Source organism: Saccharopolyspora dendranthemae, assembly GCF_007829955.1.
In the GTDB taxonomy this organism is placed as follows: Bacteria; Actinomycetota; Actinomycetes; order Mycobacteriales; family Pseudonocardiaceae; genus Saccharopolyspora; species Saccharopolyspora dendranthemae.
Genome location: NZ_VIWX01000005.1, coordinates 355852 through 380985, shown reverse-complemented (window position 1 = coordinate 380985; position 25134 = coordinate 355852). Strand labels below are relative to the sequence as shown.

At 69.9% G+C, this 25134-nt stretch carries 26 protein-coding genes and 1 tRNA gene; 19 read left to right on the top strand and 8 right to left on the bottom strand.

Features of this window, described 5'->3' with window-relative positions; genetic code table 11:
• Positions 1–49: 49 nt before the first annotated feature.
• Positions 50–1549, bottom strand: coding sequence for a PucR family transcriptional regulator (locus FHU35_RS23505; RefSeq protein WP_246110525.1), 1500 nt, complete (start codon positions 1547–1549; stop codon positions 50–52).
• A 338-nt stretch (positions 1550–1887) separates the two neighbouring features.
• Here FHU35_RS23505 and FHU35_RS23500 point away from each other — a divergent pair, with 338 nt between their 5' ends.
• The 10 genes from FHU35_RS23500 (at position 1888) to FHU35_RS23455 (ending at position 11744) form a co-directional block, all read left to right on the top strand.
• Positions 1888–2751, top strand: coding sequence for an FAD binding domain-containing protein (locus FHU35_RS23500; protein ID WP_145743841.1), 864 nt, complete (start codon positions 1888–1890; stop codon positions 2749–2751).
• Positions 2742–3212 carry a (2Fe-2S)-binding protein gene (locus tag FHU35_RS23495; protein WP_145743376.1) on the top strand — a complete coding sequence of 157 codons (471 nt, stop codon included), beginning with the start codon at positions 2742–2744 and terminating at the stop codon, positions 3210–3212. The genes FHU35_RS23500 and FHU35_RS23495 overlap by 10 nt, the downstream gene beginning before the upstream one ends.
• Complete coding sequence (locus FHU35_RS23490) at positions 3205–4587, top strand: 8-oxoguanine deaminase (protein ID WP_145743375.1); 1383 nt, start codon at positions 3205–3207, stop codon at positions 4585–4587. The genes FHU35_RS23495 and FHU35_RS23490 overlap by 8 nt, the downstream gene beginning before the upstream one ends.
• Positions 4588–4589: 2 nt before the next feature.
• A complete protein-coding gene (pucD, locus tag FHU35_RS23485) occupies positions 4590–6896 on the top strand; it encodes a xanthine dehydrogenase subunit D (protein WP_145743373.1) in 2307 nt (768 codons plus the stop codon).
• Positions 6897–6962: 66 nt separating this feature from the next.
• Complete coding sequence (locus FHU35_RS23480; RefSeq protein ID WP_425474180.1) at positions 6963–7409, top strand: nucleoside deaminase; 447 nt, start codon at positions 6963–6965, stop codon at positions 7407–7409.
• A gap of 329 nt (positions 7410–7738) precedes the next feature.
• Entirely contained in the window at positions 7739–9157 is a 1419-nt protein-coding gene (locus FHU35_RS23475; protein WP_145743367.1) for an NCS2 family permease, read from the top strand.
• 93 nt (positions 9158–9250) lie between these two features.
• Positions 9251–9829 (top strand): nucleotidyltransferase family protein, encoded by a 579-nt coding sequence (locus FHU35_RS23470; RefSeq protein WP_222429477.1) that lies wholly within the window; start codon positions 9251–9253, stop codon positions 9827–9829.
• Positions 9830–9932: 103 nt separating this feature from the next.
• The gene (locus tag FHU35_RS23465) at positions 9933–10235 is read left to right on the top strand and encodes a hypothetical protein (RefSeq protein ID WP_145743365.1); all 303 of its coding nucleotides are present in this window, start codon (positions 9933–9935) and stop codon (positions 10233–10235) included.
• Positions 10236–10335: 100 nt separating this feature from the next.
• Entirely contained in the window at positions 10336–10980 is a 645-nt protein-coding gene (locus FHU35_RS23460; protein WP_425474173.1) for a TetR/AcrR family transcriptional regulator, read from the top strand.
• A 53-nt stretch (positions 10981–11033) separates the two neighbouring features.
• Complete coding sequence (locus FHU35_RS23455; RefSeq protein ID WP_145743360.1) at positions 11034–11744, top strand: MOSC domain-containing protein; 711 nt, start codon at positions 11034–11036, stop codon at positions 11742–11744.
• A 52-nt stretch (positions 11745–11796) separates the two neighbouring features.
• On the opposite strand, the gene FHU35_RS23450 is transcribed toward FHU35_RS23455, so the two are convergent.
• Complete coding sequence (locus tag FHU35_RS23450; protein ID WP_145743358.1) at positions 11797–12018, bottom strand: DUF3618 domain-containing protein; 222 nt, start codon at positions 12016–12018, stop codon at positions 11797–11799.
• A 148-nt stretch (positions 12019–12166) separates the two neighbouring features.
• Between FHU35_RS23450 and FHU35_RS23445 the strand changes: the two genes are divergently transcribed.
• The 4 genes from FHU35_RS23445 to FHU35_RS23430 all read left to right on the top strand — a co-directional run bounded on the left by FHU35_RS23445 (position 12167) and on the right by FHU35_RS23430 (position 15727).
• Positions 12167–12240, top strand: a tRNA-Leu gene (locus tag FHU35_RS23445).
• A gap of 328 nt (positions 12241–12568) precedes the next feature.
• Positions 12569–13936, top strand: coding sequence for a hypothetical protein (locus FHU35_RS23440; protein ID WP_145743355.1), 1368 nt, complete (start codon positions 12569–12571; stop codon positions 13934–13936).
• 299 nt (positions 13937–14235) lie between these two features.
• Positions 14236–14925, top strand: a complete 690-nt coding sequence (locus FHU35_RS23435) for a stage II sporulation protein M (protein ID WP_222429476.1) — start codon at positions 14236–14238, stop codon at positions 14923–14925.
• Between the two features lie 79 nt (positions 14926–15004).
• Complete coding sequence (locus tag FHU35_RS23430; RefSeq protein WP_145743353.1) at positions 15005–15727, top strand: MerR family transcriptional regulator; 723 nt, start codon at positions 15005–15007, stop codon at positions 15725–15727.
• 3 nt (positions 15728–15730) lie between these two features.
• On the opposite strand, the gene FHU35_RS23425 is transcribed toward FHU35_RS23430, so the two are convergent.
• Complete coding sequence (locus tag FHU35_RS23425) at positions 15731–16396, bottom strand: DNA alkylation repair protein (RefSeq protein ID WP_145743351.1); 666 nt, start codon at positions 16394–16396, stop codon at positions 15731–15733.
• Positions 16397–16493: 97 nt separating this feature from the next.
• Here FHU35_RS23425 and FHU35_RS23420 point away from each other — a divergent pair, with 97 nt between their 5' ends.
• Positions 16494–17666, top strand: a complete 1173-nt coding sequence (locus FHU35_RS23420; RefSeq protein ID WP_145743349.1) for an acyl-CoA dehydrogenase family protein — start codon at positions 16494–16496, stop codon at positions 17664–17666.
• A 9-nt stretch (positions 17667–17675) separates the two neighbouring features.
• Here FHU35_RS23420 and FHU35_RS23415 read toward each other — a convergent pair whose 3' ends face one another.
• Genes FHU35_RS23415 through FHU35_RS23405 form a run of 3 tightly spaced genes read right to left on the bottom strand, consistent with a single transcriptional unit; the run spans position 17676 to position 20316 of the window.
• Positions 17676–18413: an ATP-binding cassette domain-containing protein gene (locus FHU35_RS23415; RefSeq protein ID WP_145743347.1), complete on the bottom strand. Its 738-nt coding sequence runs from the start codon at positions 18411–18413 to the stop codon at positions 17676–17678.
• A 32-nt stretch (positions 18414–18445) separates the two neighbouring features.
• A complete protein-coding gene (locus FHU35_RS23410) occupies positions 18446–18835 on the bottom strand; it encodes a hypothetical protein (protein ID WP_145743345.1) in 390 nt (129 codons plus the stop codon).
• A complete protein-coding gene (locus FHU35_RS23405; protein ID WP_145743343.1) occupies positions 18832–20316 on the bottom strand; it encodes a helix-turn-helix domain-containing protein in 1485 nt (494 codons plus the stop codon). The genes FHU35_RS23410 and FHU35_RS23405 overlap by 4 nt, the downstream gene beginning before the upstream one ends.
• Positions 20317–20491: 175 nt before the next feature.
• Here FHU35_RS23405 and FHU35_RS29420 point away from each other — a divergent pair, with 175 nt between their 5' ends.
• From FHU35_RS29420 to FHU35_RS23400, 3 genes are all read left to right on the top strand, one after another.
• On the top strand, positions 20492–20632 hold the full coding sequence (locus FHU35_RS29420) for a hypothetical protein (RefSeq protein WP_186459576.1): 141 nt from the start codon (positions 20492–20494) through the stop codon (positions 20630–20632).
• A gap of 44 nt (positions 20633–20676) precedes the next feature.
• Positions 20677–20838, top strand: a complete 162-nt coding sequence (locus tag FHU35_RS29415; protein WP_186459575.1) for a hypothetical protein — start codon at positions 20677–20679, stop codon at positions 20836–20838.
• A 127-nt stretch (positions 20839–20965) separates the two neighbouring features.
• On the top strand, positions 20966–21613 hold the full coding sequence (locus FHU35_RS23400; RefSeq protein WP_145743341.1) for a response regulator: 648 nt from the start codon (positions 20966–20968) through the stop codon (positions 21611–21613).
• Between the two features lie 213 nt (positions 21614–21826).
• Here FHU35_RS23400 and FHU35_RS23395 read toward each other — a convergent pair whose 3' ends face one another.
• Positions 21827–23494, bottom strand: a complete 1668-nt coding sequence (locus FHU35_RS23395; protein WP_145743339.1) for an FAD-binding dehydrogenase — start codon at positions 23492–23494, stop codon at positions 21827–21829.
• A gap of 49 nt (positions 23495–23543) precedes the next feature.
• Complete coding sequence (locus tag FHU35_RS23390) at positions 23544–23795, bottom strand: PLD nuclease N-terminal domain-containing protein (protein WP_145743337.1); 252 nt, start codon at positions 23793–23795, stop codon at positions 23544–23546.
• Between the two features lie 163 nt (positions 23796–23958).
• On the opposite strand from FHU35_RS23390, the gene FHU35_RS23385 reads away from it, so the two are divergent.
• Entirely contained in the window at positions 23959–25092 is a 1134-nt protein-coding gene (locus FHU35_RS23385) for a sensor histidine kinase (RefSeq protein WP_246110524.1), read from the top strand.
• The last annotated feature ends 42 nt before the right edge of the window (positions 25093–25134 follow it).

The window sequence follows — 25134 nt, the reverse complement described above, 5'->3', positions numbered from 1 at the left end:
CGGAGAACCGGCCCGGCTGATCAGGCTACCGAGACCGGGCATGTCGTTCCTAGGCGTCGGAGTCCAGGCGGAGGGCCAGGTAGAAGTCCACTCTCGTGGAGAAGTCGGCCAGGTCGCGTCCGGTGAGCTCCTCGACGCGCTGGACCCGGTAGCGCAGCGTGTTGACGTGCACGTGCAGCAGTTGCGAGCAGCGCGACCAGGAGCCGTTGTTGTCCAGGAAGACGCGCAGCGTGCGCAGCAGCTCCGATCCGTGCGCGGCGTCGTAGGCGATGACGTCGGCCAGCAGCCGTTCCCGGTACGAGCGGCGCAGTTCGTCGGAGGTGGAGGCCAGCAGCACCTCGTGCGAGGCGAGTTCGGCGGCAACGGCGACCTCCGCTCGCCCTCGTCGCTGATCGGCGAGCTTGCGGGCGTAGGCGGCTTCGTCGAGGGCTCCGCGCAACGCGGTGGCGGCCGTGGTGTCGCTGACGCCCATCGTGAGCCGCCGCTCCCCCAAACCGGCTTCGACGTCGGAGACGATGCCCCGCAGCTGCTGCTCCAGGTCCGCGAGGTGCTCGTGGGTGTCGACGAACAGCGCGGCGGCGCCATCGCCCAGCGGTGCGGTGACCGAGGCCATGCCGGTGGCCGCCGCGATCTCGCGGAGCAGCGTCGTCGACCGGGTGGAGTCGCCGACGCCCATCACCACCGCGCGCAGCGGTTCGTCGGCGGGCAACCCGGCGGTTTCGAGCCGGGCGGCGACCTCGGTGGGCGAGGAGCTGCCTTCCAGGAGCCTGCGCAGCGCGGCTTCGACCGAGCGACCGGCGATGCGACGAGCTTCGTCGACGCGTGCGCGCACGAGAGCGACGACGGTGCCCAGGTCGGTGGCCACCGCTTCGCGGTGTTCGTCCCACTCGACCAGGTCGCCGCTGACCAGTGCGAACCACTGGGCGGCGACCGGTTCGGCACCGGATTCCACCGGCCACAGCACGTGCGGTTCGCCGGCGCGCGCGGTGCGCGGCAGTCGTCCGCGGGCGAACTCGGCGAGGGCGTCCGCTCGGGTCTGCTCCGCCAGTTCGGCGGTTCCTCCGACGACCCAGCCGGTCGCCGACAGGACCCAGCAGTCGGCGTCGAGATCGTCGGCGGCCATTCGCAGCACTCGGTCCAGGTCGGCTCCCGCGGCGACCGCCGAGATCAGCTCGCGGCGGGGCGCGGCCCGCCACTGGATGCGTTCGGCGAGCGCGTTGAAGCTGACCGAGATCGGGACCTCGAACACCGGCAGCCCGTGCGCCCGGCAGGATTTCACCAGGTCGGCCGGTGCGTGCCCGAGCCTCGCCGTCCCGGCCGCGAGACCCGCGACCCCTGCGTCGACGAGCGCTTCGACGAACCGCTCGGAGTCCTCCGGCCCCGAGTGCCAGACCAGGCCGCTGAGCACCAGCTCACCGCCGGTGAGGTAGCGGCGCGGGTCGATGAGGTCGGTGATGTAGACGCCGCGAACGGGCCGGTCCAGCGCGTCCGCGTCGTTGAGCAGCACGAGGCCGAGCTCGTCGTCCGCGAGCAGATCCCTGAGCCGCACTCTTCGTTCCCCGTTCGTCAGACGTGGCCGCGTTCTCCCTACCCCACCCGAGCACATGGCGCCGACGGAGCGTCAGGCCGGTTCCGCTGCGAGAACGACCGCGACACCGGGTGGCCGACCGCGCCTCTCCCGTGGCGTTCGAGGGTTGCGGAGCTGCTCACGCCGTCACCTCCGGAGGGGCGAGGACGTCGAGCGGATCCCCGGTCTTCGTAGGAAGCTACAACGACACCCGTTCAGGGGAACGTCTTTTTCGGGGTTTCGCCCGCTAGCCAGCGACTACTCGCCGAATGTGTACTGGGCCACATCAGCGCATGGGCCGGTCGACGAAGGAGTACGACGTGGAATTCCTCCGCCCCGCCAGCTGGCGGGAAGCGCTCGAAGCGAAGGCCGCGTATCCGGACGCGACGCCGATCGCGGGCGGGACCGACGTGATGGTCGAGCTGAACTTCGACCGGCAGCGGCCGGAGCACCTGCTCGACCTCACGAGCGTGCCGGAGCTCGCCGAGTGGGCGCCGGACGGCGACGTGCTGCACATCGGCCCGGGCGTGCCCTACGCGCGGATCATCGAGGAGCTGGGCGAGCGCGTCCCCGGGCTGGCCATGGCCAGCCGCACCGTGGGATCGCCGCAGATCCGCAACCGCGGCACCGTCGGCGGGAACCTCGGCTCCGCCTCCCCCGCCGGTGATGCGCATCCGTCGCTGCTCGCCGCGGGCGCGAGCGTCGTGGCCGAGTCCGTGCGCGGCAGCCGGGTGATCCCGGTCGAGGAGTTCTTCGCGGGCCCGAAGCGCAACGTCCTCGAACCCGACGAGCTCATCGCCGCCATCCGGATCGCACCGGCCGCCGGCCCGCAGCAGTTCTCCAAGGTCGGCACCCGCAACGCGATGGTCATCGCGGTGTGCACGTTCGCGATCTCGCTGGATCCCGCGAGCCGCACCGTCGGCACCGGCATCGGCTCGGCCGCACCGACCCCGGTCAGAGCTCGGGAGGCCGAGGACTTCCTCACCGCCGAGCTCGATTGGGACGCCGCGCTGGAGGACTCCGCGGCCCGGCGGTTCGGCGAGCTCGTCGCGCAGGCCTCGTCCCCGATCGACGACGTGCGCGGCAGCGCCCAGTACCGACAGCACGCCCTGGGCGTGCTGGCACGCCGGACCCTGAGCTGGGCCTGGCACGAGCACCGCTCCGGGAGGCAGGAATGCGCCTGAACTTCACCGTCAACGGGCGCCGGCAGGAGGCCGACGACGTCTGGGAGGGCGAGAGCCTGCTGTACGTACTGCGCGAGCGGCTCGGCCTCCCCGGTTCGAAGAACGCCTGCGAGCAGGGCGAATGCGGTTCGTGCACGGTCTACCTGGACGGCGTCCCGGCCTGTTCGTGCCTGGTCGCGGCCGGCCAGGCCGAGGGTCGCGAGGTGCGCACCGTCGAAGGCCTCGCCGACGAGGAGGAGCTGGACCCGGTGCAGCAGGCGTTCGTCGAGACCGGCGCCGTGCAGTGCGGTTTCTGCACCCCGGGCCTGCTGGTGCAGACCCACGACCTGCTGGAGCGCACGGCGCAGCCGTCGGACGCCGAGATCCGCGAATCCCTGGCCGGGAACCTGTGCCGCTGCACGGGTTACGAGAAGATCATGGACGCGGTCCGGCTCGCCGCCTCGCGGAGGAGCCATGGATGACAGCCCTCCCGACCGGGTCTCCCAGCCCGGTGCGGTGACCGAGCGGACCGTCATCGAAGGCGGACCGGTCGTGGCGGTCGATGACTCCTGGACCGAGTTCGCCGAGGGCCACGTGGTCGTCGAGGGCGACCGGATCGTCGCCGTGGGGCCCGGATCGGCTCCGCCGCAGGACGTTCCGGTGCGCCGGATCGACGCCACCGGATGCCTGGTCACCCCCGGCCTGGTCAACGCGCACCACCACCTCTACCAGTGGGCGACGCGCGGTCACGCCGTCGACTCGACGCTGTTCGAGTGGCTGACCGCGCTCTACCCGGTGTGGGCGCGGCTGGACGTCGAGACCGCGCACGCCGCGGCCTCGGCGGGACTCGCGCAGCTGGCGCGCTCCGGTTGCACCACGGCCTCCGACCACCACTACGTGTTCCCGCGCGACGGGGGTGACGTGTTCGGCGCGGTGGTCACCGCCGCCGAGCGGATCGGGCTGCGACTGCACGCGGTTCGCGGCTCGATGGACCGCGGCCGCTCCCAGGGCGGTCTGCCGCCGGACTCCGTCGTCGAGGACCGCGACGAGGCGCTGGCCGGAACGCAGCAGGCCATCGACTCCTTCCACGACCCGGCACCGGGTTCCCGGGTCCGGGTGGCCGTGGGGCCGTGCTCGCCGTTCTCGGTGAGCGCGGAACTCATGCGGGAGGCCGCGGAACTGGCCCGGGGCAACGGCGTTCGGCTGCACACCCACCTCGCCGAGACCACGACCGAGGAGGAGCAGTGCCGGGCCGAGTTCGGCCGCACTCCGGTGGAGTACGCCGAGGACCTGGGCTGGCTGGGGCCGGACGTGTGGCTCGCGCACGGCGTGCACCTCTCGTCGAGCGCGATCGGACGGCTCGCCGCGACCGGCACGGGTGTCGCGCACTGCCCGAGCTCCAACGGCCGGCTGGGCGCCGGGATCGCGCCCGTGCGAGGGCTCCTGAACGCAGGTGCCCCCGTCGGGCTGGGGGTCGACGGGGTCGCTTCGAACGAGTCCGGCGGGCTCGGCGAGGAGATGCGCCAGGCGTTGCTGCTCGCCCGCGCCACCGGTGGTCCCCGCGCGCTGTCCGTTCGCGAGGCGCTGCGGCTGGCCACCCGGGGTGGCGCGCGCTGCATCGGCCGCGAGGACGAGATCGGCTCGCTGGAGCCGGGCAAGCTCGCCGACATCGCCGTGTGGCGGCTCGGCGGGCTCGACCACACCGGCATCGCCGATCCGGTCGCCGCGCTGGTGCTGGGTCGGTTGCCGCAGGTCGACACGCTGCTGTGCGGCGGAATTGAAGTGCTCACCGGAGAAGACGTCGTCGAAGAGCTGGACCGGGCGAGCGCCCGGTCGCGCCTGGTGGAGGTGTCGTGACCATGACCAACCGACCGAGTGCTCAGGCACCCACGCGGACGCCGCAACGGCTCGACGACGCCATCGACGGCGGCATCGGCGAGTCCCCGCTGCGCCCGGACGGCGCGCTGAAGGTGACCGGTGAGTTCGCCTACGCCTCCGACCTGTGGGCCGAGGACATGCTGTGGGGCGCGACGCTGCGCAGCCCGCACCCGCACGCCCGCATCCGCTCCATCGACATCGGTCCCGCGATGGCCATGGCCGGCGTGCACACGGTGCTCACCGCCGAGGACGTGCCGGGCGAGAACATCTACGGCCTCAAGACGGTCGACCAGCCGGTGCTGGCCTCCGAGGTGGTGCGCTACGTCGGAGAAGCGGTGGCCCTGGTCGCCGCCGATCACCCGGAGACCGCACGGCGCGCGCTGGAGCGCATCGTCGTCGAGTACGAGGTGCTGACACCGGTGCTCGACGCCGAGCGCGCCGCGCACGACGCGGACCTGCCGAAGCTGCACCCGGACGGGAACGTGGTGCGCCACCAGCACATCGTCAAGGGCGATCCGAACGCCACCGCCGACGTCGTGGTCTCCGGCGTCTACACCGTCGGCATGCAGGACCAGGCCTTCCTCGGCCCGGAGTCCGGTCTGGCCATCCCCGCTGAGGACGGCGGCGTCGAGCTCTACCTGGCCACCCAGGACCTGCACTCCGACCTGAAGCAGACCGCACGGGCGCTGGGACTCCCGCCGGAGAAGGTGCGGATGACCATGTCCGGTGTCGGCGGCGCGTTCGGCGGCCGGGAGGACCTGTCGATCCAGGTGCACGTGTGCATGCTCGCGATGCACGTCGGCAAGCCGGTGAAGATGTACTACAGCCGCGAGGAGTCGTTCTACGGCCACGTGCACCGGCACCCGGCGAAGATGTACTACGAGCACGGGGCGACCCGCGACGGGAAGCTGGTGTACGTCAAGGCCGACCAGTACTTCGACGGCGGCGCGTACGCGTCGAAGACCCCTGTCGTGGTGGGCAACGCGACGACGCTGGGCGTCGGTCCGTACGAGGTTCCCCACGTCCGCATCGACGGGTGGGGGCTCTACACCAACAACCCGCCGTGCGGTGCGATGCGCGGGCTCGGCGCGGTGCAGCCGACCTTCGCCTACGAGTCCCAGATGGACAAGCTCGCGGCCGCGCTCGGCATGGACCCGGTGGAGCTGCGCGTCCGCAACGCCATCGCCCAGGGCGGGACGATCCCCACCGGGCAGGTCGTGGACTCGCCCGCCCCGGTCGCCGAGCTGATGGAACGCGTCCGGGCGCTGCCGATGCCCGCCGAGCGCGACACCACCGACATCCGCGAGCTCCCCGGCGGGGCGTCCAACACGACGCACGGCGAAGGCGTGGTGCGCGGCATCGGCTACGGCGTGACGATCAAGAACATCTGCTACTCCGAAGGCGCGGACGACTTCTCGACGGCGCGGGTGCGACTGCAGCTCATCGGCGGCGAACCGGCCGCCATGGTGCACACCGCCGCGGCCGAGGTCGGTCAGGGCCTGGTGACCGTGCAGCAGCAGATCGCGCGCACCGAGCTGGGAGTGGAGCGGGTGACCATCCACCCCAACGACACCTCGGTCGGCCCGGCCGGTTCCAGCTCCGCCTCGCGGCAGACCTACGTCACCGGAGGTGCGGTGCGGGAGGCCTGCCAGGCCGTGCGGGAGGTGCTGTTCGACAAGGTCGTGCAGCGCTTCGGGACCGCGGTGGGTCTGTCGCTGCAGGGCGGCAAGGTGATCGGCGCCGACGGAGTCGTCACCGACCTCGCCGAGCTGCTGGGCGACGACGTCATCGAGGAGACCCGCGAGTTCCACCACCGGCAGACCTTCCCGATGGACGCCGACGGGAGGAGCGAGATGGTGCAGGTGCAGCACGCCTTCTCGGCGCACCGCGCCGTCGTCGACGTCGACACCGAGCTGGGACTGGTCAAGGTCGTGCAGCTGGCCTGCGCGCAGGACGTCGGCAAGGCCGTGAACCCCGAAGCCGTCCTCGGTCAGATCCAGGGCGGCTCGGCGCAGGGCCTCGGGCTGGCGGTGATGGAGGAGGTCCAGGTCAAGGACGGGAAGATCCGCAACCCCTCGTTCACCGACTACCTGATCCCCACCATCCTCGACATGCCGCCGATGGAGATCGACGTCATCGAGCGCGGTGACGACAACGCGCCCTACGGGGTTCGCGGTGTCGGCGAGCCGCCCACCATCTCCACCACCCCGGCCGTCGTCGCGGCCATCCGCGCCGCCACCGGCAAGGACCTCACGCACACCCCGGTCGCTCCCGAGCACATCATCTGAAGCGACGAGAACCATTGGAGTGAAACGATGTCCGTTGACGTCGCAACCCAGCAAGAGCACGACTGGATGACCCGCGCGATCGAGCTGGCCACCACGAGCGTGCACAACGGCGGCGGCCCGTTCGGCGCGGTGATCGTCCGCGACGGCGAGATCGTGGCGACCGGCAACAACCGCGTCACCGCCGACCTCGACCCGACCGCGCACGCCGAGGTCGTGGCCATCCGCAACGCCTGCCGGGAGCTCGACGCGTTCTCGCTGGCCGGCTGCATGCTGGTCACCTCGTGCGAGCCGTGCCCGATGTGCCTGGCCTCGGCGATGTGGGCCAGGGTCGAGCGCGTCCTGTTCGCCGCCGACCGCGACGACGCCGCGGCGGCCGGTTTCGACGACCGCGCCTTCTACGACGCGATGGTCGACCCGGCTCAGAACCCGACCGCCATCGCGCGGGTCGAGATCCACAACCGGAACGAAGCGTTCGACGCCTGGCGGAACAAGACCGACCGCGTCGACTACTGAAGAAGTGCTGCGTGCGGACTCCGTGCGTGGGGTGGGGAAGTTTTCATGAAAACTTCCCCACCGCACCCCACCCCACACTCAAGACGAACCCCAGGCGGCGCCAGCCGCGAGGGTGAGGCGCGGGGAACGCACCTTCGACTCTGATCGCACGACGAGCGGACGATCCCGCGCACCACACGGCGATGACCGGATCGCCAGCCACAGCGGCCACCCAACAACGGCCCGCTTCAGTTAAACGCCCCGCACCAGGCATTCGGCGAATTCTCGCCGGGCTCAACCCTGCCCGGAAGACCGACGTCCCGGGGGCGCCCACCGGCATGGGAGGACGCATGACCCAGCAAATGACCACCAGGCGAGAAGCCGGCCTGGACCGCATGTTCCGGATCTCCGAGCGCGGTTCCACCTTCGCCCGCGAATTGCGGGGCGGGATCACGACTTTCATCGCGATGGCCTACATCGTGATGCTCAACCCGCTGATCCTCGGTTCCGGAGCCGACATCACCGGCGCGAAGCTCTCGCCCGAGCAGCTCACGACCGCCACCGCCGCCACCGCGGGCGTGATGACCATCGTGATGGGGCTGGTCGGCAACGCTCCGCTGGCCCTGGCCACCGGCCTGGGCGTCAACGCGGTCGTGGCGTTCACCATCGCCCCCACCATGACCTGGGCCCAGGCGTTCGGGCTGGTGGTGCTGGAAGGCGCCGTGATCGTGGCGCTGGCGCTCAGCGGCGTCCGCGAGAAGATCATGAACGCCATCCCGGAACCGCTGAAGATCGCGCTCACCGTCGGGATCGGCCTCTACATCGCGCTGATCGGCCTGGTCAGCGCCGGCTTCGTGACCCGCGTCCCTGATGCCCAGGAGACGACCGTGCCGGTGCAGATGGGAACCGACGGGCACCTCGCGGGGATTCCGATCGTGGTGTTCTGCGTGACCCTGCTGGTGATGATGGGGCTGATGGCCCGCCGCACTCCCGGCGCGATCCTGCTGGGCATCGTGACCGGGACCGTGCTGGCGCTGGTGGCCAACGCGGTGCTGAACATCGCGCCCGACCAGTGGGGAACGGTGGTCCCCGAGGTTCCCGCTCAGCTGGTCGGCACACCGGACTTCGGGCTGTTCGGGCAGGTCGACCTCTTCGGCGGGTTCGCCGCAGCAGGTGGTGTGGCCGCGACGGTCTTCCTGTTCACCCTGGTGCTGTCCGGGTTCTTCGACGCGATGGGCACGATCAACAGCGTCTCCTCGCAGGCCGGGCTGATCGAGGACGGCAAGGTTCAGGGCATGGGCCGGATCCTGGCCGTCGACGGCGTGGCCGCCGCTGCGGGCGGGCTGACCGGCGCCGCGCCGAACACCGTGTTCCTGGAATCGGCCGCAGGCGTCGCCGAAGGCGCCCGCACGGGACTGGCGAGCATCATCACCGGCCTGCTGTTCTGCCTGACGCTGCTGTTCACACCGCTGGCGTCGGTGGTCCCCGCGCAGGCCGCCGCACCGGCGCTGGTGGTCGTCGGCGGGTTGATGATGTCGCAGGTCCGGCTGATCCCCTGGGAAGATCCCGAGTACGTGATCCCCGCGTTCCTGACGCTGGCGGTCATCCCGTTCACCTACATGATCACCAACGGCATCGGGGCCGGTCTGATCGCCTTCGCGGTGATCAAGGTGGCGCGCGGCAAGGTGCGGGAGGTCGGCTGGCTGGTCGGGTCGCTGGCGATCGTCTTCGCGGTCTACTTCCTCGTCTCCGGCCTCACCGGGGTCTGAGGAGTCGTTGCAGAAGAGGTTCCGCCACCCGCACCGCCAAGCAACGCGATCCTGCAACGACCCCTGAGCCAGCGGACCAGTACCGTCGTCACCGTGACAGCACCAGCAGGAGTCGTCCTCGCAGCCGGCGCCGGCCGCCGTTTCGGGATGCCGAAGGCCTTGGTCGACTACCGCGGGACGCTGCTGGTCGACCGGACCGCGAAGGTCCTGGCCGACGCCGGGTGCGACCCGGTCCTGGTGGTCCTGGGCGCCGCGGCCGAGGAGGTGCGCGAACGCGCCGAGCTCGCAGGCGTCACGACGGTGATCAACCCCGACTGGCCCTCGGGCATGGGTTCCTCGCTGCGGGCCGCGCTGGACGCCCTCCAGGACTCCGACGCCCCGGCCGCGCTGATCCTCCCGGTCGACATGCCGGGCATCGGCCCGGAGGCGGTCCGCCGGGTCGCCGAGCACTCCTCCCCCGACGCGCTCGCCGCCGCCTCGCACGGCGGTCGGCGGAGTCACCCGGTGTTGCTGGGACGTGACCACTGGACCGGTGCAGCCGCCTCCGCAACAGGTGACGCCGGTGCGCGGGATTACCTGAAACAACGCGCAGTGACGATGATCTTGTGTGACGACGTATCGGACGGCTTTGATGTCGACCGGCCTGAAGATCTGGAACGACACTCCACGTAGAGTGCCCTGACGACCGAGATGCGCTGTTGAGAGCCGCTGCGCCTAACATCGTCTTCCGGTCAAGAGCTCGAACGCCCGAGCAAAGTGGAGAGCGGAGGCATTCATGGCTGGCGGTCATATCACCGCGAACTACGTACCCCAGGGCGAGGACTGGCAGATCACCGTCACCAACGGTGACGACCAGAAGACGGCGCGTGCCCCCGGCCTGATCGCCGCCCGGGACCAGGCCGATCAGCTGATCGAGCAGATCTCCCCCGGCAAGTCCGGACGAGTGGTGATCCACCTCCTGGACGGTGACGGCTTCGCCTTCACCACCGCCTACCTGCAGGCCCGGCACGGCCTGTCGGACGAGGCCACCGAACGCGCTGCCCGCGCGGCCGTGGCCAACGCACCTGCCGCTACCTGAGGCCTGGTTCCCGGCCGGGAATCCCCTGGTCGGTGACTCTTCGCGACCCACCGATCGCATGCGCGGGGGCCCCGTGGCCGGGGACCTTAGGATGGCGTTCGTGAACGCGCCGACCAGTAGTGCACCCCAGGAGGAAGCAGCGGTGGCCAGCCTCGAACCGAGCAGGCCGCCCGCCGGCCGGGGACGCCCGCGGGACGCCTCCCGCGATGCCGCGTTGCGCCAGGCCGCGATGGAGGTCTTGGCCCAGGTCGGCTACCGGGCGTTGACCATGGACGCGGTGGCCGCCCACGCGCGCGCCGGGAAGGCCACGATCTACCGCCGCTGGGACTCCAAGCTCGATCTGGTCATCGACACCTGCAACGAGCTCGTCCAGCGCCGCATCCCCGAGCCCGACCTGGGTTCGGTGGCCGCCGACCTCGGCGAGTTCCTGCGCTCCTTCGCCACGCTGCTGACCGGCCCGGTCGGCAAGGCCGCGCAGGCGCTGGTCGGCGAGCTGCCGCACGAGCCCGAGCTGGCGCTGAAGTTCCGCGAGTCCTTCCTGCTGCCGCAGCGCGACGTGCTGCGGCGGATCATGGAGCGCGGTGTGCAGCGCGGCGAGATCAGCCCGGACGCCCCGGTCGACACGGTCGGCGAGCTGGCCGGTGCCGGCCTGATCTACCGGCTCATGCTCGCCGACGAGCCGCTGGACACGAGCTTCGTCGACCGGCTGCTCAACGAGGGCCTGCTGCCGCTGTTGCGGCGTTGATCGGCCGTTCGCCGCGCTAGGGTGGGTTTTCCTGGCAGAACGGAGGTCGGCTCGTGTCGGAGGTTCTCAGGCTCAACCGCTGGCCGGTGAAGTCGCTGCGCGGTGAGCAGCTCTCCGCCGCTCGCTTCGACGAGCGGGGCGTGGCGGGCGATCGCGCCTTCGCGCTGCTGGACGAGCGCCCGAACCGCGCGGGCAACGTCCTCACCGTCCGCCAGAACCAAGCCCTGCTGTCCTGGTCCGCCGGCTACGGCGACCTGCCCGAGCCGTCGGGCACGCCGACCCTCCACGGCCCCAGCGACCAGCGCTTCTCCTGGGATCACCCGAAGCTGGGGGACGCGCTCTCGGAGTCTCTGGAGATCCCGGTGGGGCTGCGCGCGGCCGACGGCCAGCAGGACCGCGGCCCGACCGTGCTGGTCACCTTCGAGTCATCGCTGCGCGGGCTGAGCGAGGAGATGGGCGCGGAGGTGGATCTGCGGCGCTTCCGGACGAACCTGCACGTCGAGTCGGATCTGCCGGCTTTCGCCGAGCAGGACTGGGAACCGGGCTCCACGATCACCGCCGGCGAGGTCGAGCTGGCCGTGACGGGCGAGAACTCGGGGCCGTGCATCCGCTGCGCGGTGCCGAGCTGGGACGCCGAGGGACGCGAGCGCTGGCGGGAGTTGCAAACTCACCTGATCCAGCGACATGAGAACAAGTTCGGCGTGATCATGCGGGTGTCCCGGCCGGGCACGGTCAGCGTGGGCGACGCGGTCGGCGCGGGCTGAGCCGGTTCCGGTGTTCTGGGGCCAGGTCCGAGACCCCAGAACAACCGGCACCTCACTTGAACAGCTTGCGCGCGACCACCAAGGTGACCAGCGCACCGACCCCGATGAGCGCGTAGCGCACCTTGGGGTCGTTCAGCTTCTCCATCACGCTGGCCTTGCCGGCGTCGACGAACCGCTGCGGGTTCGCCTGCACGCTCAACCTGTCCAGCGTGTCGGCCAGCGCGTCACGCGCCTGGTCGATGTCACGCTCGATGGCATCTTGATCACGGGCCACGTGTCCTCCTCACGTTCACCTGGCTGCCCACACCGTAGTTCACCGGAGAACCGATGCCGCACCAGCCGCGCCCATGGTCCCCTGCTCGGGTCTCATCGGCCGCCCGAGGAACAAGATCGACGCCCGCGATACGCTGGATGTCCACCGAGGGGCCGTAGCCCAATTGGCAGAGGCACTAGGTTTAGGTCCTAGACAGTGAGGGTTCGAGTCCCTCCGGCCCCACGCTGTTCGATGCCCTTCTGGCATCTTCCCGCGATCGTGATGTCCATACGGGGGCCGAGCCCCCGTAAGCCCCCACGGTGCGGGGAGCGCGTTCTGCGCGCTCCCCGCTTTGCGTTTCCTCCCGGGCCTGCTCACGGACCAGCATCCCGAAGGTGTTCGTGTTGTGAAGCGCTAGCCCCACTCCCCATCCGGAGTGCCCCGCCTGCACGGCGTCTCGCTTCCGCGCTGGATCTCGCGCTGCCGCCGGTATTGGCGAAAACCGCTTCCTGGCCGAACGGGCCGATCTACGCTGATCCTCACGTTCTGGGGAAAGGATCTCGGCCAGCGCATGACCACTCCACATCAGCCACGTGGACCGCTTCCGCCTCCGCACGGCCGCCCCACCGGCTACGGACCACCTCCGCCCGGCTGGCCCCCTCACGGGCAGTACGGACAGGTCCCGCCCCCGCCTCCGCAGCCGCCCAAGAAGGGATCGGCGGCGGTCATCGTCGTGGTGAGCCTGGTGGCGGTGGTCGTGCTCGTGGTCGGCGCCATCGCTGCGGTCGTCGCCTTCAACGTGGGCGGCGAGGAGGCCGCGCCGGCGGCCGCGCCCCCGCTCACCGAGCTGCCGATCAAGCCCGGCAACGACCCGGCCCCGACCTACGGTGAGGTCGCGGCGCCCAACGCGTGCGCGCTCATCCCGGTCGACTTCCTGCTGTCGCGAGGGTGGGTCCTGTCCAGGAACGAGCAGATCTTCGATCGCTCGCCCGACCCCGACGACCCGACCTCGCAGCCCGTCGAGCAGGGCGTCGGCGGAGTGGTGACCGGTGTGAGCGGCTGCGAGGTCCCGTTCGACGCGTACGGGAAGGCCACGCTCAACGTGCTCAGCCCGCCGCTGGACGGCGCGACCCGAACGGAATCCACGGCACGCATGGCACGGGAGGACAGCGATGCCCACCAGGAGAACGGGTTCGAGGTCCTGATCGAGAACGACCCCGAGAGCGTGGCCGACCGACCGAACGGGGTGTACGGGCATCTGGTGAAGGGATCGATGCTCGTCGAGTTCACCCTGGTCAGCCCGGACGGCACTCCCCGCGACCGCGCGCTGGACACCGCCAAGCAAGCCCTCTCGCGGATCACGAGCAGCTGGGACTCCACGAGCAAGTCGCCCAGCGTCGCCACGTACCCCCAGCCGTACGGGAAGGTGCCCGACCCGTGCGAGACGATCAGCGCCCAAGACCTGATGAGCCTGTTCGGCCAACCGGGCTCGGGCATGATCGAGCAGCGTCAGTGGGACACCAGCCCGACCGAGCTGTTCAGCATGGACACCGGCGGGAAGGTCGAGTACGTCGAGGACCGGTGCACCCAGGGCACTCTGGAGCCCGAAGCCGAGTGGAACCGACCGACCGGATCCATCGACGTCACCGTCCGGACCTTCCCGGGCGCCGCGAAGGCGGCGGAGTCCTTGCAGCTCTACGCGAGCCCGAATTCGGAGGTGGGCAGGGCATTCGGACCGGCTACCCCGCTGGGAACCAGCATCGGCGACGGGCCCGCCCACATCTCGTACGCCTTCGCGCAGGAACGGGTCATCCTCTTCCAGACCGGTCGGTACCTGGTCGCGGTGACCGCCAGGGAGAACACCGCGCTCTTCAGCGATGAAGCGCTGCGCACCCGGCTGACCCCGATCGCGCAACAGCTCTCCGACCGCCTGCGCTGACAACCGAAGCGGACCTACGCTGCCGCAACCACCCCGGCAACCCCCACCCAGCCGCCGGTGGGTCGCGGCGGGGTCGTGACCTCGGCAGTTCCCAGTTTTAGTCCAAACCGAGGACCCTTCGCGCCCGAAATGTCCGCTCAGTTATGACTAAAACTGGGAACTGCCTCCACCGGACCACCCCAACCTCCACCTCTGGGGCGGGCGCCTCGGCGTTGGGCGATGCGGGTGACTTGACCCTGCCCTTGGGGCAGGGCCTGAACTGGTGTCGAGCACCGGCCATGACCCCAGAGGAGCGCTCGATGACCACCGCGCCAGACCGGACCCCGTCCGGGTCGATCGACACCGACGAGTTCCCGCGTCCCGAGCGGCGGAAGCGCTTCCTGCGCGAGCCGTTCCGGATCATCCGGGCGAACCTCGGCGCCTACCTGGCCATCAACGCGCTCGTCTACGGCCTGTTCCTCGTCGGTGTGGGAGCGGGCTTGCTGTTCCCCGAGCTGACCGCCGCGCGCAGCAACGCCCTGACGCAGGACGGGACGGCGGACCTGGTGGGCATGGTGCTCGGCAACATGTGGCTGTTCAGCCTGACGATCTTCCTGGTCAACACGATCACGGTGGGGATCGTGAAGATCCTGCTGCCCTCGATGGTCGTGCCCTTCGCCGGCATCGCCGTGTACGCGTACTGGGCGTTCACCACCGGTGTGACGCTCGCGCCGATCAACGAGACCATGGCGAAGACCATGATCCCGCACTCGCTGACCGTCATCATCGAGTTCCAGGCCTACGCCGTGCTGCTGCTCGGCGCCTACCTCATCGGGCGGTCGTGGCTGCGCCCGGCGAGCGTCGGGTCGGGCAACCGCCGCCAGGGCTACGTCCGCGGGCTGAAGCAGTTCGGGTGGCTGACCTTGCCTGCGCTGGTGCTGTTCGTCGTGGGCGCGATCTACGAGGCCTTCGAGATCATTTACCTGGTCCCCCTGCTGTTCGCGCCCTGATCGCGCTGCTCGGCCGGGGCGGCTGCAGCGACCCCGGCCAGGTGGCAGTCTCACGTTGACGAGGAACGAGGAGCGGGCGATGGCGTGGAGCACCCGTGAGATCGCCGATCTCACGAACACGACGGTGAAGGCCGTCCGGCACTACCACGAGATCGGTCTCCTCGACGTGCCCGAACGCACGTCCAACGGGTACAAGCAGTACGGGGTGTCGCACCTGATCCGGCTGGTGCAGATCAAGCGCTTGAGCGACCTCGGGCTCCCCTTGTCGCAGATCGCCTCGCTCCTGCGCGCCGACGCCGAACCCGACGAGGCGATCAGCGCGCTCGACGCCGAGCTGGAGGAGACGATCGACCGGTTGACGCGGATTCGGTCGGAACTGGCGGTGATCAGGCGCCACGACGCGCGACCGGACGTGCCGACCGACTTCGCTCCGATCTCCGGGGAGTTCACCGACACGCAGCGGTCGATGCTGGCGGTCTACTCGACGATCTTCAGCGAGTCGGACCTCGCGGAGTTCCGCGAGATGCTGGCAGAACCGGAAGAGACCGACATGGAGTTCGAGCTCCTGCCCGCGGATGCCGATGACGCCGCGCTCGACCAGCTCGCCGAGCGCATGGCACCGGTGGTCCGCAGGAATCGGCAGCGGCATCCGCGCTTGGTGAATCCCGCGGCGAACTCACCGCGAGGCAGGGAGTTGGCGGAGAGCACGATGGCCCACGCGGTGGCCGAGCTCTACAACCGGGCGCAGATCACCGTCCTGCAGCGGGTCTACGCGATCCTGGAGCAGGACGGCGCTGAGTGACGCTCAGCTCGCGCGGCGGACCATCTCGGCGATCCAGGTCGGTGCGTACGGCGAGGTGCAGCCGGGCGACGTCGGGTAGTCCTCCAGCACGCGCAGGCGTTCACCGATGCCGATCGCGCGCGAGCGGTGTTCGGGGTGGTGGATCCCGATCTGGGCCAGGCACGTGTTCATGGCCCACTGCAGGCGGTCCGGCACGTCCTTCATCTCCGCCTCGATGACGTCGAGCAGACCCGCCAGGTCGAGGCCGTCCGGCTTCTTCGTCACGCGTTCGGCGGTCAGGGCCCACCCCGCGCTCGCGACCACCGGGTCCGGGTCGGCGCTCCACGCCGTGCGCAGCTCCTCGGCGTGCGGGTTCTTCTTGACCGCGTAGTTGACGAGCCAGTCGTGGACCTTGGGCCGGCGGGCTTCGCGCAGCATGGTGTCCAGCTCGTCGCGGTCGAAGGCCTTCGGGCGGCAGATCAGCAGCGCCAGCAGCCTCGCGGCCGTGTCTCGGGTCGCCCACAGTTCGCGCGCGAGTTCCTGCTGGGTCTTGAGCTGCTTGGCCAGGGCGCGCAGCTTCCCGAGGTTCACGCCGTGATCGTCGCCGTGCTTCTCGTTCACCGCGCGAACCTTGGGGTCTTCGAGGGCGGCCAGCTCGGCCATCACCTCGGTCACGGTCGTGCCGGTCATGTCCGCCTCCCGCTCGTCTTCACCGACGACGGTACTGCGGCGGTCCGACTCATCTAGGTTGGTCCGCGTGCCGACCGCGGATCGAGGAGGAACGCACATGGGGGACCTGCACATCAGCCCGGAGCTTCCGGCGGTGCTCGAGCGCGTCGACGCGCTCGGCGAGCTGATGAACGCGAGCGCGGAGACGGCCGACGAGCGCGGGAGCCTGAACGAGGACGTCGCGCGAGGCCTGCTGGAGGCGGGCGCGGTCCGCGCCTCGCTGCCCGCGAGCCTCGGCGGCCTCGAGTTCGCTCCGCGGCAGCTGACGGCCATGAGCGAGCGGATCAGCTATCACGATGCCGCAGCGGGCTGGACGATGATGGCTCTGCAGCACATCACCGGCACCACCGCGGCGTACCTCGACGCCGACGCGGCGGACGCGCTGTTCCCCGACGTCGCCGGTGGCGACCACGCCCTGCTGGCCGGGCACGGAACCCGGCCGGGCGAGGCGATCCCGGTCGAGGGCGGCTACCGGGTGAGCGGGAGCTGGCAGTTCGCCTCGGGAATGGCGCTGGCCACCCACGTGCACAGCCTGATCCTCGTCCAGGGCAGCGGCGAAGGCCGGGTGCTGGCGATGCCGAAGGCGCAGGTGGAGCTGGCCGACAACTGGGACGTGCTCGGTCTGCGCGCCACGACCAGCATCGACTACCACTGCACCGACGTGTTCGTCCCGCGCGAGAACACCTACCTCGCGACGACCAGCACCCCCGTCAACGGCGGCGCGATGTACCGCGTCGGCCTGGTCAACATGGCCGCGATCGGTCACACGGGCTGGGCGCTCGGCGTCGGCCGGCGGCTGCTCGACGAGCTGAAAGCGGTGGCAGCGGTCAAGTCCGGCACGCGAGGCGCAGCGGTCGACACCGCTCAGTTCCACGCGGAGTACGCGACCGCCGAAGCCGCGCTGCGCTCGGCGGGCGCCTGGGCGGAGCAGGTCTGGGCCGACGTCGAGAACACCTTGGCGGCGAGCGACACGCAGACCACCGAGCAGGACACGCTGATCCGGCTCGCGCTCGGCAACGCCACGCGCAGCGCGCAGGAGGTCGGCCGGACGGTGCACCAGTGGGCCGGCACAGCGGCCATCCGCAGGGGGCCGATCGACCGGTTCCTGCGCGACCTCGGAACCGGCTCCCAGCACATCACTTCCAGCCAGGTGGTCCTGCAGAACTGCGGGAAGTGGCTCAGCGGAGCACAACCGGGCGCCCGCTGGGAATTCCTCGACCTCGTGCAGTGACCGCGCCCGTCACCGGCCGAGCGGGTTGAAGAACCCGCGCAGGTAGGGGTCGTCGCGTTCGCACATCTCGTCCGGCGTCCCCGCGGCGGCGACTCGGCCCTCGCGCATGAACACCATCTCGTCGGCGATGTCGAGGTCGATGAGGTGGTTGACGTCGTGGCTGATGGCGAGCACGGCGGTGCCCGCGTCGGCGCACCTGCGCAGGGTGGCCCACACCGCGCGAGCGGTGGCGGTGTCGAGCGAAGCGGTCGGCTCGTCCACGACCAGCAGCGTCGGCGCGGGAATCAGCGCAGCGGCGAGCGCGGCCCGCTGGACCTGCCCGCTGGAGTGCTGGCCGGGGAGCAGGTGCCGCACGTCGTCCGGGTACAGGGCGGACGCGCACGCCTCCTCGACGCCGAGCACCCCGCGCAGCTCGTAGGTCTTGCGCAGCTGCGAAGCCACATCGGCCTCCGCGTGGAACGCCGTGACCCCGGATTGCGGCAGGTAGCCGACGGTGTTCACGCGCAACCGCCGCCACTCCGGCTCCTCGGTCACGGGCACGCCGTTGACGAGCACGTCTCCCTTGGTGCTCGCGACCGCGGGCAGGTGCCCGGTCAGAGCCGCCGCCAGCATGGACTTCCCGCAACCCGACTCACCGAGCAGCGCCGTGACCCGACCCGCCGGCACGGCCAGATCCACCGACTCGATCACCGTCTCGCTCCACCGGCCGGTGTCGACGTGCACGGTCAACCCCCGCGCCTCGGCCACCGGCCCTCCCCCACCATCAGCCACAGGGCCTCCTATTTCGTGTCTCGGACTAGTTCGCTGTCAATGCGTTCGAAGATGTCCGAGTCGGTTTCGCGCTGCCATTCGGGCATGTCCGCCCAGTCCGCGACGTAGGCCGGTTTGGGGTCGGGGAAGTGCCGGAAGATCTGCCCCGTCCAGCACAGAGCCACGAATCGCCCCTTCTGCTCACGAGTGAGCTTCGAAGCCTTGCCCTCCGTGGCTTCGATGAAGTCCTGCACCTGCTGGTATACGGCCGACGCACTGGCGCGTTCCCAGTCGGGCGTCTCCTCCCACGGGGCGATGTATCCGGGCTTCGGATCCCCTGGGTAGTGCGCGTTCACACCGGCGATCCACGCTTCGCGGAAGATTCGCCCCTTCACCTCGGACACTGAACCCCTCCTCATTGGGAACTTGCCACGGACACGACATCTCTGATCTGCGAATCCAGGTAGCGAACGTGCCGATCACCCACGTACGGCATAAGTTGCGCCTGAAGATCCCCCAGTTTTCGGCCAAGATATCCGACCGATGACGTGCGCCTCGCGCTGTCAACCGCCGCAGCTCCGTTCAGCACCAGCTGATCGACATCACCGCGCTGAGCACCCACGGTCGCGAGATCAACGAGCACGCTCCCGCGGCGGCGTGCTGACGTCGCTTGTCCCAGTGCCTTGTTGAGCGCGGGTTCCGCCAACTCCGGACGACGCAGCTTCACGAAGCACGAAGTGCGCTCCTCGTCGAGCCGCGCCCCTTCAAAACGGAGCCAACCGGTCGAAGGAGCCCTGTCTGTCAGGTCAGCGACTCGCTCCGCCTCGCCCAACGACCGCTGACAAGACGGCAGATCCCCAAGCCCCGCACTGGTCTGCGCACGCACGGCCGCGACCCAGTAACGGGTCGTCCTGGTCGGGTCTCCTCGGAGAGCCAGTTGCGCTGCCCCGTCGAGCAGTGGAACCGCACGCCGATACTGGTGCTCGTAAATGCTGATGAAGGCGTGGCGAGTCATCGCGCACGCCCAGAGATCCGGCTGGCGTGCTTCCTTGCTCGCGTGCGCGGCTTCGGCATAGCACTGAGCTGCCGCCGCGTAGCTGCCCACGTCGAAGAAGACTTCTCCGCAGAGTTGGAACAGGTCGGCGGCGAGTGCGCACAGTCGCTGCTGCACAGCGACGGCCTGTGGCTCGTTCAAGCTGCTGCGCAGGACATCGAGCTGATGTCTCACGACCGGGAGGACGTCACGTTTGGACCGCGACTCACCGAATCTCGCCCACAGATTCGCGTTCAGGTGGGAGTAGGCATCCACGGTCGCGGAGTCGAGACGTCGAGGACGTTCGGCAGCGTGCAGGACTCGATCGGCGTCGATGGAAGGGATCGCCAGCAAACTGCCTGTGACCGCCACCAATCGAAGAACTTCGCGGCGATTCACGTCGTCATGCCAATCCTCGTCGTGGGGCGGGCCCGAAAACCGCGGCTCTGGTGGGGTGTCGTCGTCCCTTCGTACCTGGCCACCTCGAAGCTCGGCAATCCTGATCTGCTTCTCCCGCTCGACGACGTTGTCGAAGCGCTCTAGAAGCACCCCGTTCGCATTGAGGGCCTGATCAGCGACTCTCCAGAACTCTCGTTCGGGGAACTGCCTGCCCGACTCGATGTGGGAGATCGAGGTGCGGGAGTACGAGGTGATCCGCCCAATAGCGGCTTGGTCGAGTGGCGAGGACTCGCGGAATCCGCGAAGCGTCGCGCCCAAGCCTCGACGCAGCTCGCGCACTGCTTCTGGCATACGGGCCATGAAGATCTCCAGAGGCCGGCACGTATCCAATTCGATCCACAGCGTAGCCATCTCAAGCAGCAAAAGGACGCTGCCAGGTGTGGGAGTTTCCTCCACACCATCCCCCACGTCGACTCCACAGCGTTACATGTCGACTTCACACAGCAACATTCAAGCGCTGATGAACCACATGAAGGGATCTGGGGAGATGAAGGAAGTTTCTGCGAACCCACCGGAGCGCGCTTGGTGCTGGATGCCGGGGTACGAGGCTCGACATGTCATCCCTGCTGGTGCCGCGGACGGCGTGACGACCATTGCTCACTGCGGAGAGCGGGTCATCGTCGACCTCGACGAGGTGGCGTGGCTGCTGCCGACCTGCCCGTCCTGCTACCGCCTGGTGGCCGGTGCGCCCACGTTCGAAGCGCTGCGAGCGGGGCAACGGTGACAGGGGACCTGTGCCGGCTGGGGGCCATGACGCGCGGAGTGATCATGTCGCTCGGGTTGGCCGTGGACGACTTGGAAGCCGGTCACTACGGGATCGAAGACCGGGAACGATTGGCGTCCTACCTGGACAACCTGGCCCTCGCCTTGCGCGGCCCGGGCGGTCAAGATCCTGGCCCGGTGGTGGACGGGAGCCGGGTCTACCGCTGATCAACGTGGTTCTGGCGGAGCTGAGTGCCAGCGGCTGCCGGGTTCATGGTGAAGGTGGACGCGTGGTGGGTGGAGGGCGGTATACCGTGGGATGGCGGTTTTCGTCGAGGTTCGGGTGGGGTGTTCGGTGAGCGTCAAGGTCGTTCTGGTCGATGACGAGGACCTGGTGCGGTCCGGGATCAGGATGATCCTGGAGGCCGATCCGGAGATCGAGGTGGTGGCCGAGGCCGCCAACGGTGCGCCGGTCGTGGAGCTGGTGTCCCGGTTCGCGCCGCACGTGGTGCTCACCGACATCCAGATGCCCGGGGTCGGCGGGCTGGAAGTGACCAAGCGGCTCGCGGCGCTGCCCGATCCGCCCGCCGTCGGAGTGCTGACGACCTTCGACGTCGACGAGTACGTGCACGAAGCGCTGCAGAACGGGGCGGCAGGGTTCTTGCTCAAGGACACCCGGCCGCGCGACCTGGTCGCCGCCGTGCACACCCTCGCCGGTGGTGAGGCGATGCTCTCGCCGCGGATCACCCGGAAGCTGCTGACCACCTTCTCCTCCGGGGGCGGTGCCGCTCAGTCGGCGAAGTCCAAGATGGACCAGCTCACCGCCCGCGAGCGCGAGGTGGCCGTGGCCGTCGCGCAGGGTTCCAGCAACGCCGAGATCGCCGCCGACCTGTACATGAGCCAGTCCACCGTCAAGGTCCACATCGGACGGATCATGCAGAAGCTGGACGCCGTCAACCGGACTCAGGTCGCCATCGTCACCCACGACGCCGGCCTCGCCTAGAGGATGTTGATGAATGCAGCGGTAGCCGCCGTTTCAGGTGTGGGACTCAGCCCGCACCGCCGCGGGTTCTGAGCGCCTTCGTGGCGAGTACGCCGGGACGCCTATGTCCACCCCTGGGGTAAGCGGAAGACTCAAGGAGCGGCGCACGGAGACCACGAAGGCGCTCAGGTTCCGCTACCCGCACCGCCACGCAAAGCAATTCCTCAACATCCCCTAGAGCGCGCGGGCGATGGCTCTTCCGGCTGCGCGGCCGGAGAACAGGCAGCCGCCTAGGAACGTGCCCTCCAGCGCGTTGTAGCCGTGCACACCTCCGCCTCCGAACCCGGCGGCCTCTCCCGCGGCGAACAGGCCGGGGATGGCCTGGCCGTCGGCTCCGAGGGCCTGCGAGGACAGGTCGGTCTGGATACCGCCGAGCGATTTGCGGGTCAGCACGTGCAGCTTGACGCCGATGAGCGGACCGGCCTTCGGGTCGAGCACCCGGTGCGGCGAGGAGACCCGCGTGAGCTTGTCACCGCGGTAGCGGCGCGCGTTGTGGATGAGCTGCGCTTGGGCGTCCTTGCTGAACGGGTTGGCCATCTCGCGGTCGCGCGCGACGATCTGCCGTTCGACCTCGGCGGCGTCCAGCAGCGGCGTCTCGGTCAGCGAGTTCATCTTCGCGACGAGCTCCGCCAGCGTGTCCGCCACGACGAAGTCCGCGCCGCGCTGCTTGAACGCCTCGACCGGTCCCGGTGCGCCCTTGCCGAGCCGCGTCTTCGCCAGCAGCTTCAGGTCGTGGTGGGTGATGTCGGGGTTCTGCTCCGAACCCGACAGCGCGAACTCCTTCTCGATCATCTTCTGCGTGACGATGAACCAGGAGTGGTCGTGCTGCGCGATGTCGGGCGTGGTCCGCAGGTGCTTGAGGGTGCCGAGCGTGTCGCAGCCGGGCAGGAACGGCGCGGGCAGCAGCCTGCCCAGGGCGTCGAACCACAGCGGCGACGGACCCGGCAGGATCCGGATCGCGTGCTTCGGCCAGACCGGGTCCCAGTTCTGGATTCCCTCCACGTAGTGCCACATCCGGTCCCGGTTGACCAGCCGCGCACCGGCGTCCTGCGCGATCCCGATCCCCCGGCCGTCCACGTACTCGGGAACGCCGGTGATCATCTCGCGCGGCGGGCGGCCCAGCCGCTCGGGCCAGAACTCGCGCACCAGGTCGTGGTTGCCGCCGATGCCGCCCGTCGAGACGACGACCACCTGCGCGCGCAGCTCGAACTCACCGGCCGCTTCGCGGTTCGACGCCACTCCCCGCTCCCCGTCGTCGGGGCCCAGGACCGTGCCGCGAACTCCCACGACCGCGCCGCCTTCGACGATCAGCTCGTCCACCTGGTGGCGGTGCCGGAAGGTGACCAGGCCGCGTTTCGCCCCCTCGATCGCAGCCTCGACGAACGGCCCGACGACACCGGTGCCGGTGCCCCAGGCGACGTGGAAGCGGGGCACCGAGTTGCCGTGGCCGGTCGCGCGACCGTCACCGCGCTCCGCCCAACCGACCATGGGGGTGAACCGGATCCCGTTGCCGCGCAGCCAGTCCCGCTTCTCGCCAGCGGCCCACTCGACGTACGCGCGCCCCCAGCGGGAGGCCCAGCTGTCCTCGTCGGCGAGGCGGTCCCAGCCGGCGCTGCCGAGCCAGTCCTGCCAGGCCAGGTCGAAGGAGTCCTTCACGCCGAGCCGGCGCTGCTCGGGGGTGTCGACCAGGAAGATCCCGCCGAACGACCACCACGCCTGGCCACCGAGGTTGGCCGCGTTCTCCTGGTCGACCACGGTGACCTTCTTGCCTGCGGCGACCAGCTCGGCCGTGGCGACCAGGCCGGCGAGGCCCGCACCCACGACGATGGCATCAGAATCCATGCGCCGAACCTACCCGCACTCGGCCGTTTCACCAGCGGTCCGGGGAGACCTAGTAGGCCACTCGCCGGCGGTAGGCGTCACCACGGCCGACGATGAACCACAGCAGGCTGCCCAGGAACGGCGCGGCGAAGGCCACCAGGAGCCACACCACGGTCATGCCGAACGACAGCGGTGAGCCGATGATGCTGACCACGGCGCAGACGAACAGCGCCAGCGCACCGAACATCACCAGCGCGGCCACCGCGAGCAGGCCGGTCTCCAGCAGCAGTTCCGGCGAGCTGAAGAGCTTTTCCAGGTCCATGACGTTCCTCTCAGGGGTTCGTTCGTCCTTCGATCAACAACGCTATGGATCTCCGGCCGCCGTCACGTCCCCCGACCTGCTCGTCCGAACTTGGCCGAAAGTCGTACCCGTCTCGGCCCCTCGGCGAACGTGCCGGGCGATCGCCGCAACTAGAGTCGGCCCGGTGCGTCTCCTCCTCGACCGTGAGCGCCTGCTGTCCTGGTGGGACGGCAAGGTTCACCGCCTGCTGATCGATATCGTCGTCGCGCTGATGTTCAGCGGGGCGTTCGCGGAGAACCCCACGCCGTGGCAGCTCGGTCTCGCCGTCGTCGCCGGCCTCGGGATGCTGGTGCGCAGGAGGTTCCCGCTGATCGCGGTCGCCACCTCGCTCCTGCCCCTCGTGTTCTTCTCATCGCCGCCGCCGTCGTGGGTCGCCCTCTACACCTACGCGCGCCGCCACGGGGCCACGCGCTCGACGTGGGTCGTGGGCTTCGTGATCATCGGGATCGGGGTCGGCTCCGAGATCATCGGGCAGACCGGCTGGTCGGGGTTCCCGATGCTGGTCGGCATCGCCGTGAAGTCCGCGCTGTACTGCGTGCCGGGCATGCTCGGGCTGTGGCTGCAGCAGCGGCAGGTGATGATGGCGGCCACGCGCGAGCGCATCGACCGGGCCGAGCGCGAGCGAGCGCTGCTCGCCGAGCGCGCCGTCGGCGAGGAGCGGCGGCGGATCGCCCGCGAGCTGCACGACGTCATCGCGCACCGCGCCAGCGTGATGTCGTTGCAGGCGGGCGCGCTCACCGTGCACGCCAAGGACGAGGCGACCGCCGACACCGCCGAGATCATCCGCGACAACAGCGCCAAGGCGCTCACCGAGCTGCGCGGGATGCTCCGCGTCCTGCGCGAGGGCCCCTCCGACCTCACCGAAGCACCCGCCGTGCACGACATCGCCGACCTGGTCCGCGATGCCGCGGAGACCGGGATCCCGGTGCGGCTGACCATGCCCGACGACCTTCCCGAGACCTCCGGCACCACCGGACGAGCGGCCTACCGGGTCGTGCAGGAAGCGCTGACCAACGCGGCCCGGCACGCGCCCGAGGCCGCGGTGACCGTCGTCGTCGAGGCGGGCGACGACCTCGCCGTCACCGTCGCGAACGGGCCGAGCCGACCGTCCCCCTCCTCCGGAGCCGGGTACGGGCTGCTCGGGATGCGGGAGCGCGTCGCGCTCGCCGGCGGCGAGCTGGAGGCCGGCCCGACCGCCGACGGAGGCTTCCGGGTGGCCGCTGTGCTCCCGCTGCCCGAAAGTCGTACCCGCTCCTAGCTGGAAGTCAGACGCCCTGAACCCGGTGGATTCGCGATTCTC

Coding starts and splice junctions, on each gene's coding strand:
- FHU35_RS23495 (WP_145743376.1), top strand. CDS start 2,742: ATGCGCCTGAACTTCACCGTCAACGGGCGCCGGCAGGAGGCCGACGAC.
- FHU35_RS23490 (WP_145743375.1), top strand. CDS start 3,205: ATGGATGACAGCCCTCCCGACCGGGTCTCCCAGCCCGGTGCGGTGACC.
- pucD (WP_145743373.1), top strand. CDS start 4,590: ATGACCAACCGACCGAGTGCTCAGGCACCCACGCGGACGCCGCAACGG.
- FHU35_RS23480 (WP_425474180.1), top strand. CDS start 6,963: ATGACCCGCGCGATCGAGCTGGCCACCACGAGCGTGCACAACGGCGGC.
- FHU35_RS23475 (WP_145743367.1), top strand. CDS start 7,739: ATGACCCAGCAAATGACCACCAGGCGAGAAGCCGGCCTGGACCGCATG.
- FHU35_RS23465 (WP_145743365.1), top strand. CDS start 9,933: ATGGCTGGCGGTCATATCACCGCGAACTACGTACCCCAGGGCGAGGAC.
- FHU35_RS23440 (WP_145743355.1), top strand. CDS start 12,569: ATGACCACTCCACATCAGCCACGTGGACCGCTTCCGCCTCCGCACGGC.
- FHU35_RS23435 (WP_222429476.1), top strand. CDS start 14,236: ATGACCACCGCGCCAGACCGGACCCCGTCCGGGTCGATCGACACCGAC.
- FHU35_RS23430 (WP_145743353.1), top strand. CDS start 15,005: ATGGCGTGGAGCACCCGTGAGATCGCCGATCTCACGAACACGACGGTG.
- FHU35_RS23425 (WP_145743351.1), bottom strand. CDS start 16,396: ATGACCGGCACGACCGTGACCGAGGTGATGGCCGAGCTGGCCGCCCTC.
- FHU35_RS23420 (WP_145743349.1), top strand. CDS start 16,494: ATGGGGGACCTGCACATCAGCCCGGAGCTTCCGGCGGTGCTCGAGCGC.
- FHU35_RS23410 (WP_145743345.1), bottom strand. CDS start 18,835: ATGAGGAGGGGTTCAGTGTCCGAGGTGAAGGGGCGAATCTTCCGCGAA.
- FHU35_RS29415 (WP_186459575.1), top strand. CDS start 20,677: ATGTCGCTCGGGTTGGCCGTGGACGACTTGGAAGCCGGTCACTACGGG.
- FHU35_RS23395 (WP_145743339.1), bottom strand. CDS start 23,494: ATGGATTCTGATGCCATCGTCGTGGGTGCGGGCCTCGCCGGCCTGGTC.
- FHU35_RS23390 (WP_145743337.1), bottom strand. CDS start 23,795: ATGGACCTGGAAAAGCTCTTCAGCTCGCCGGAACTGCTGCTGGAGACC.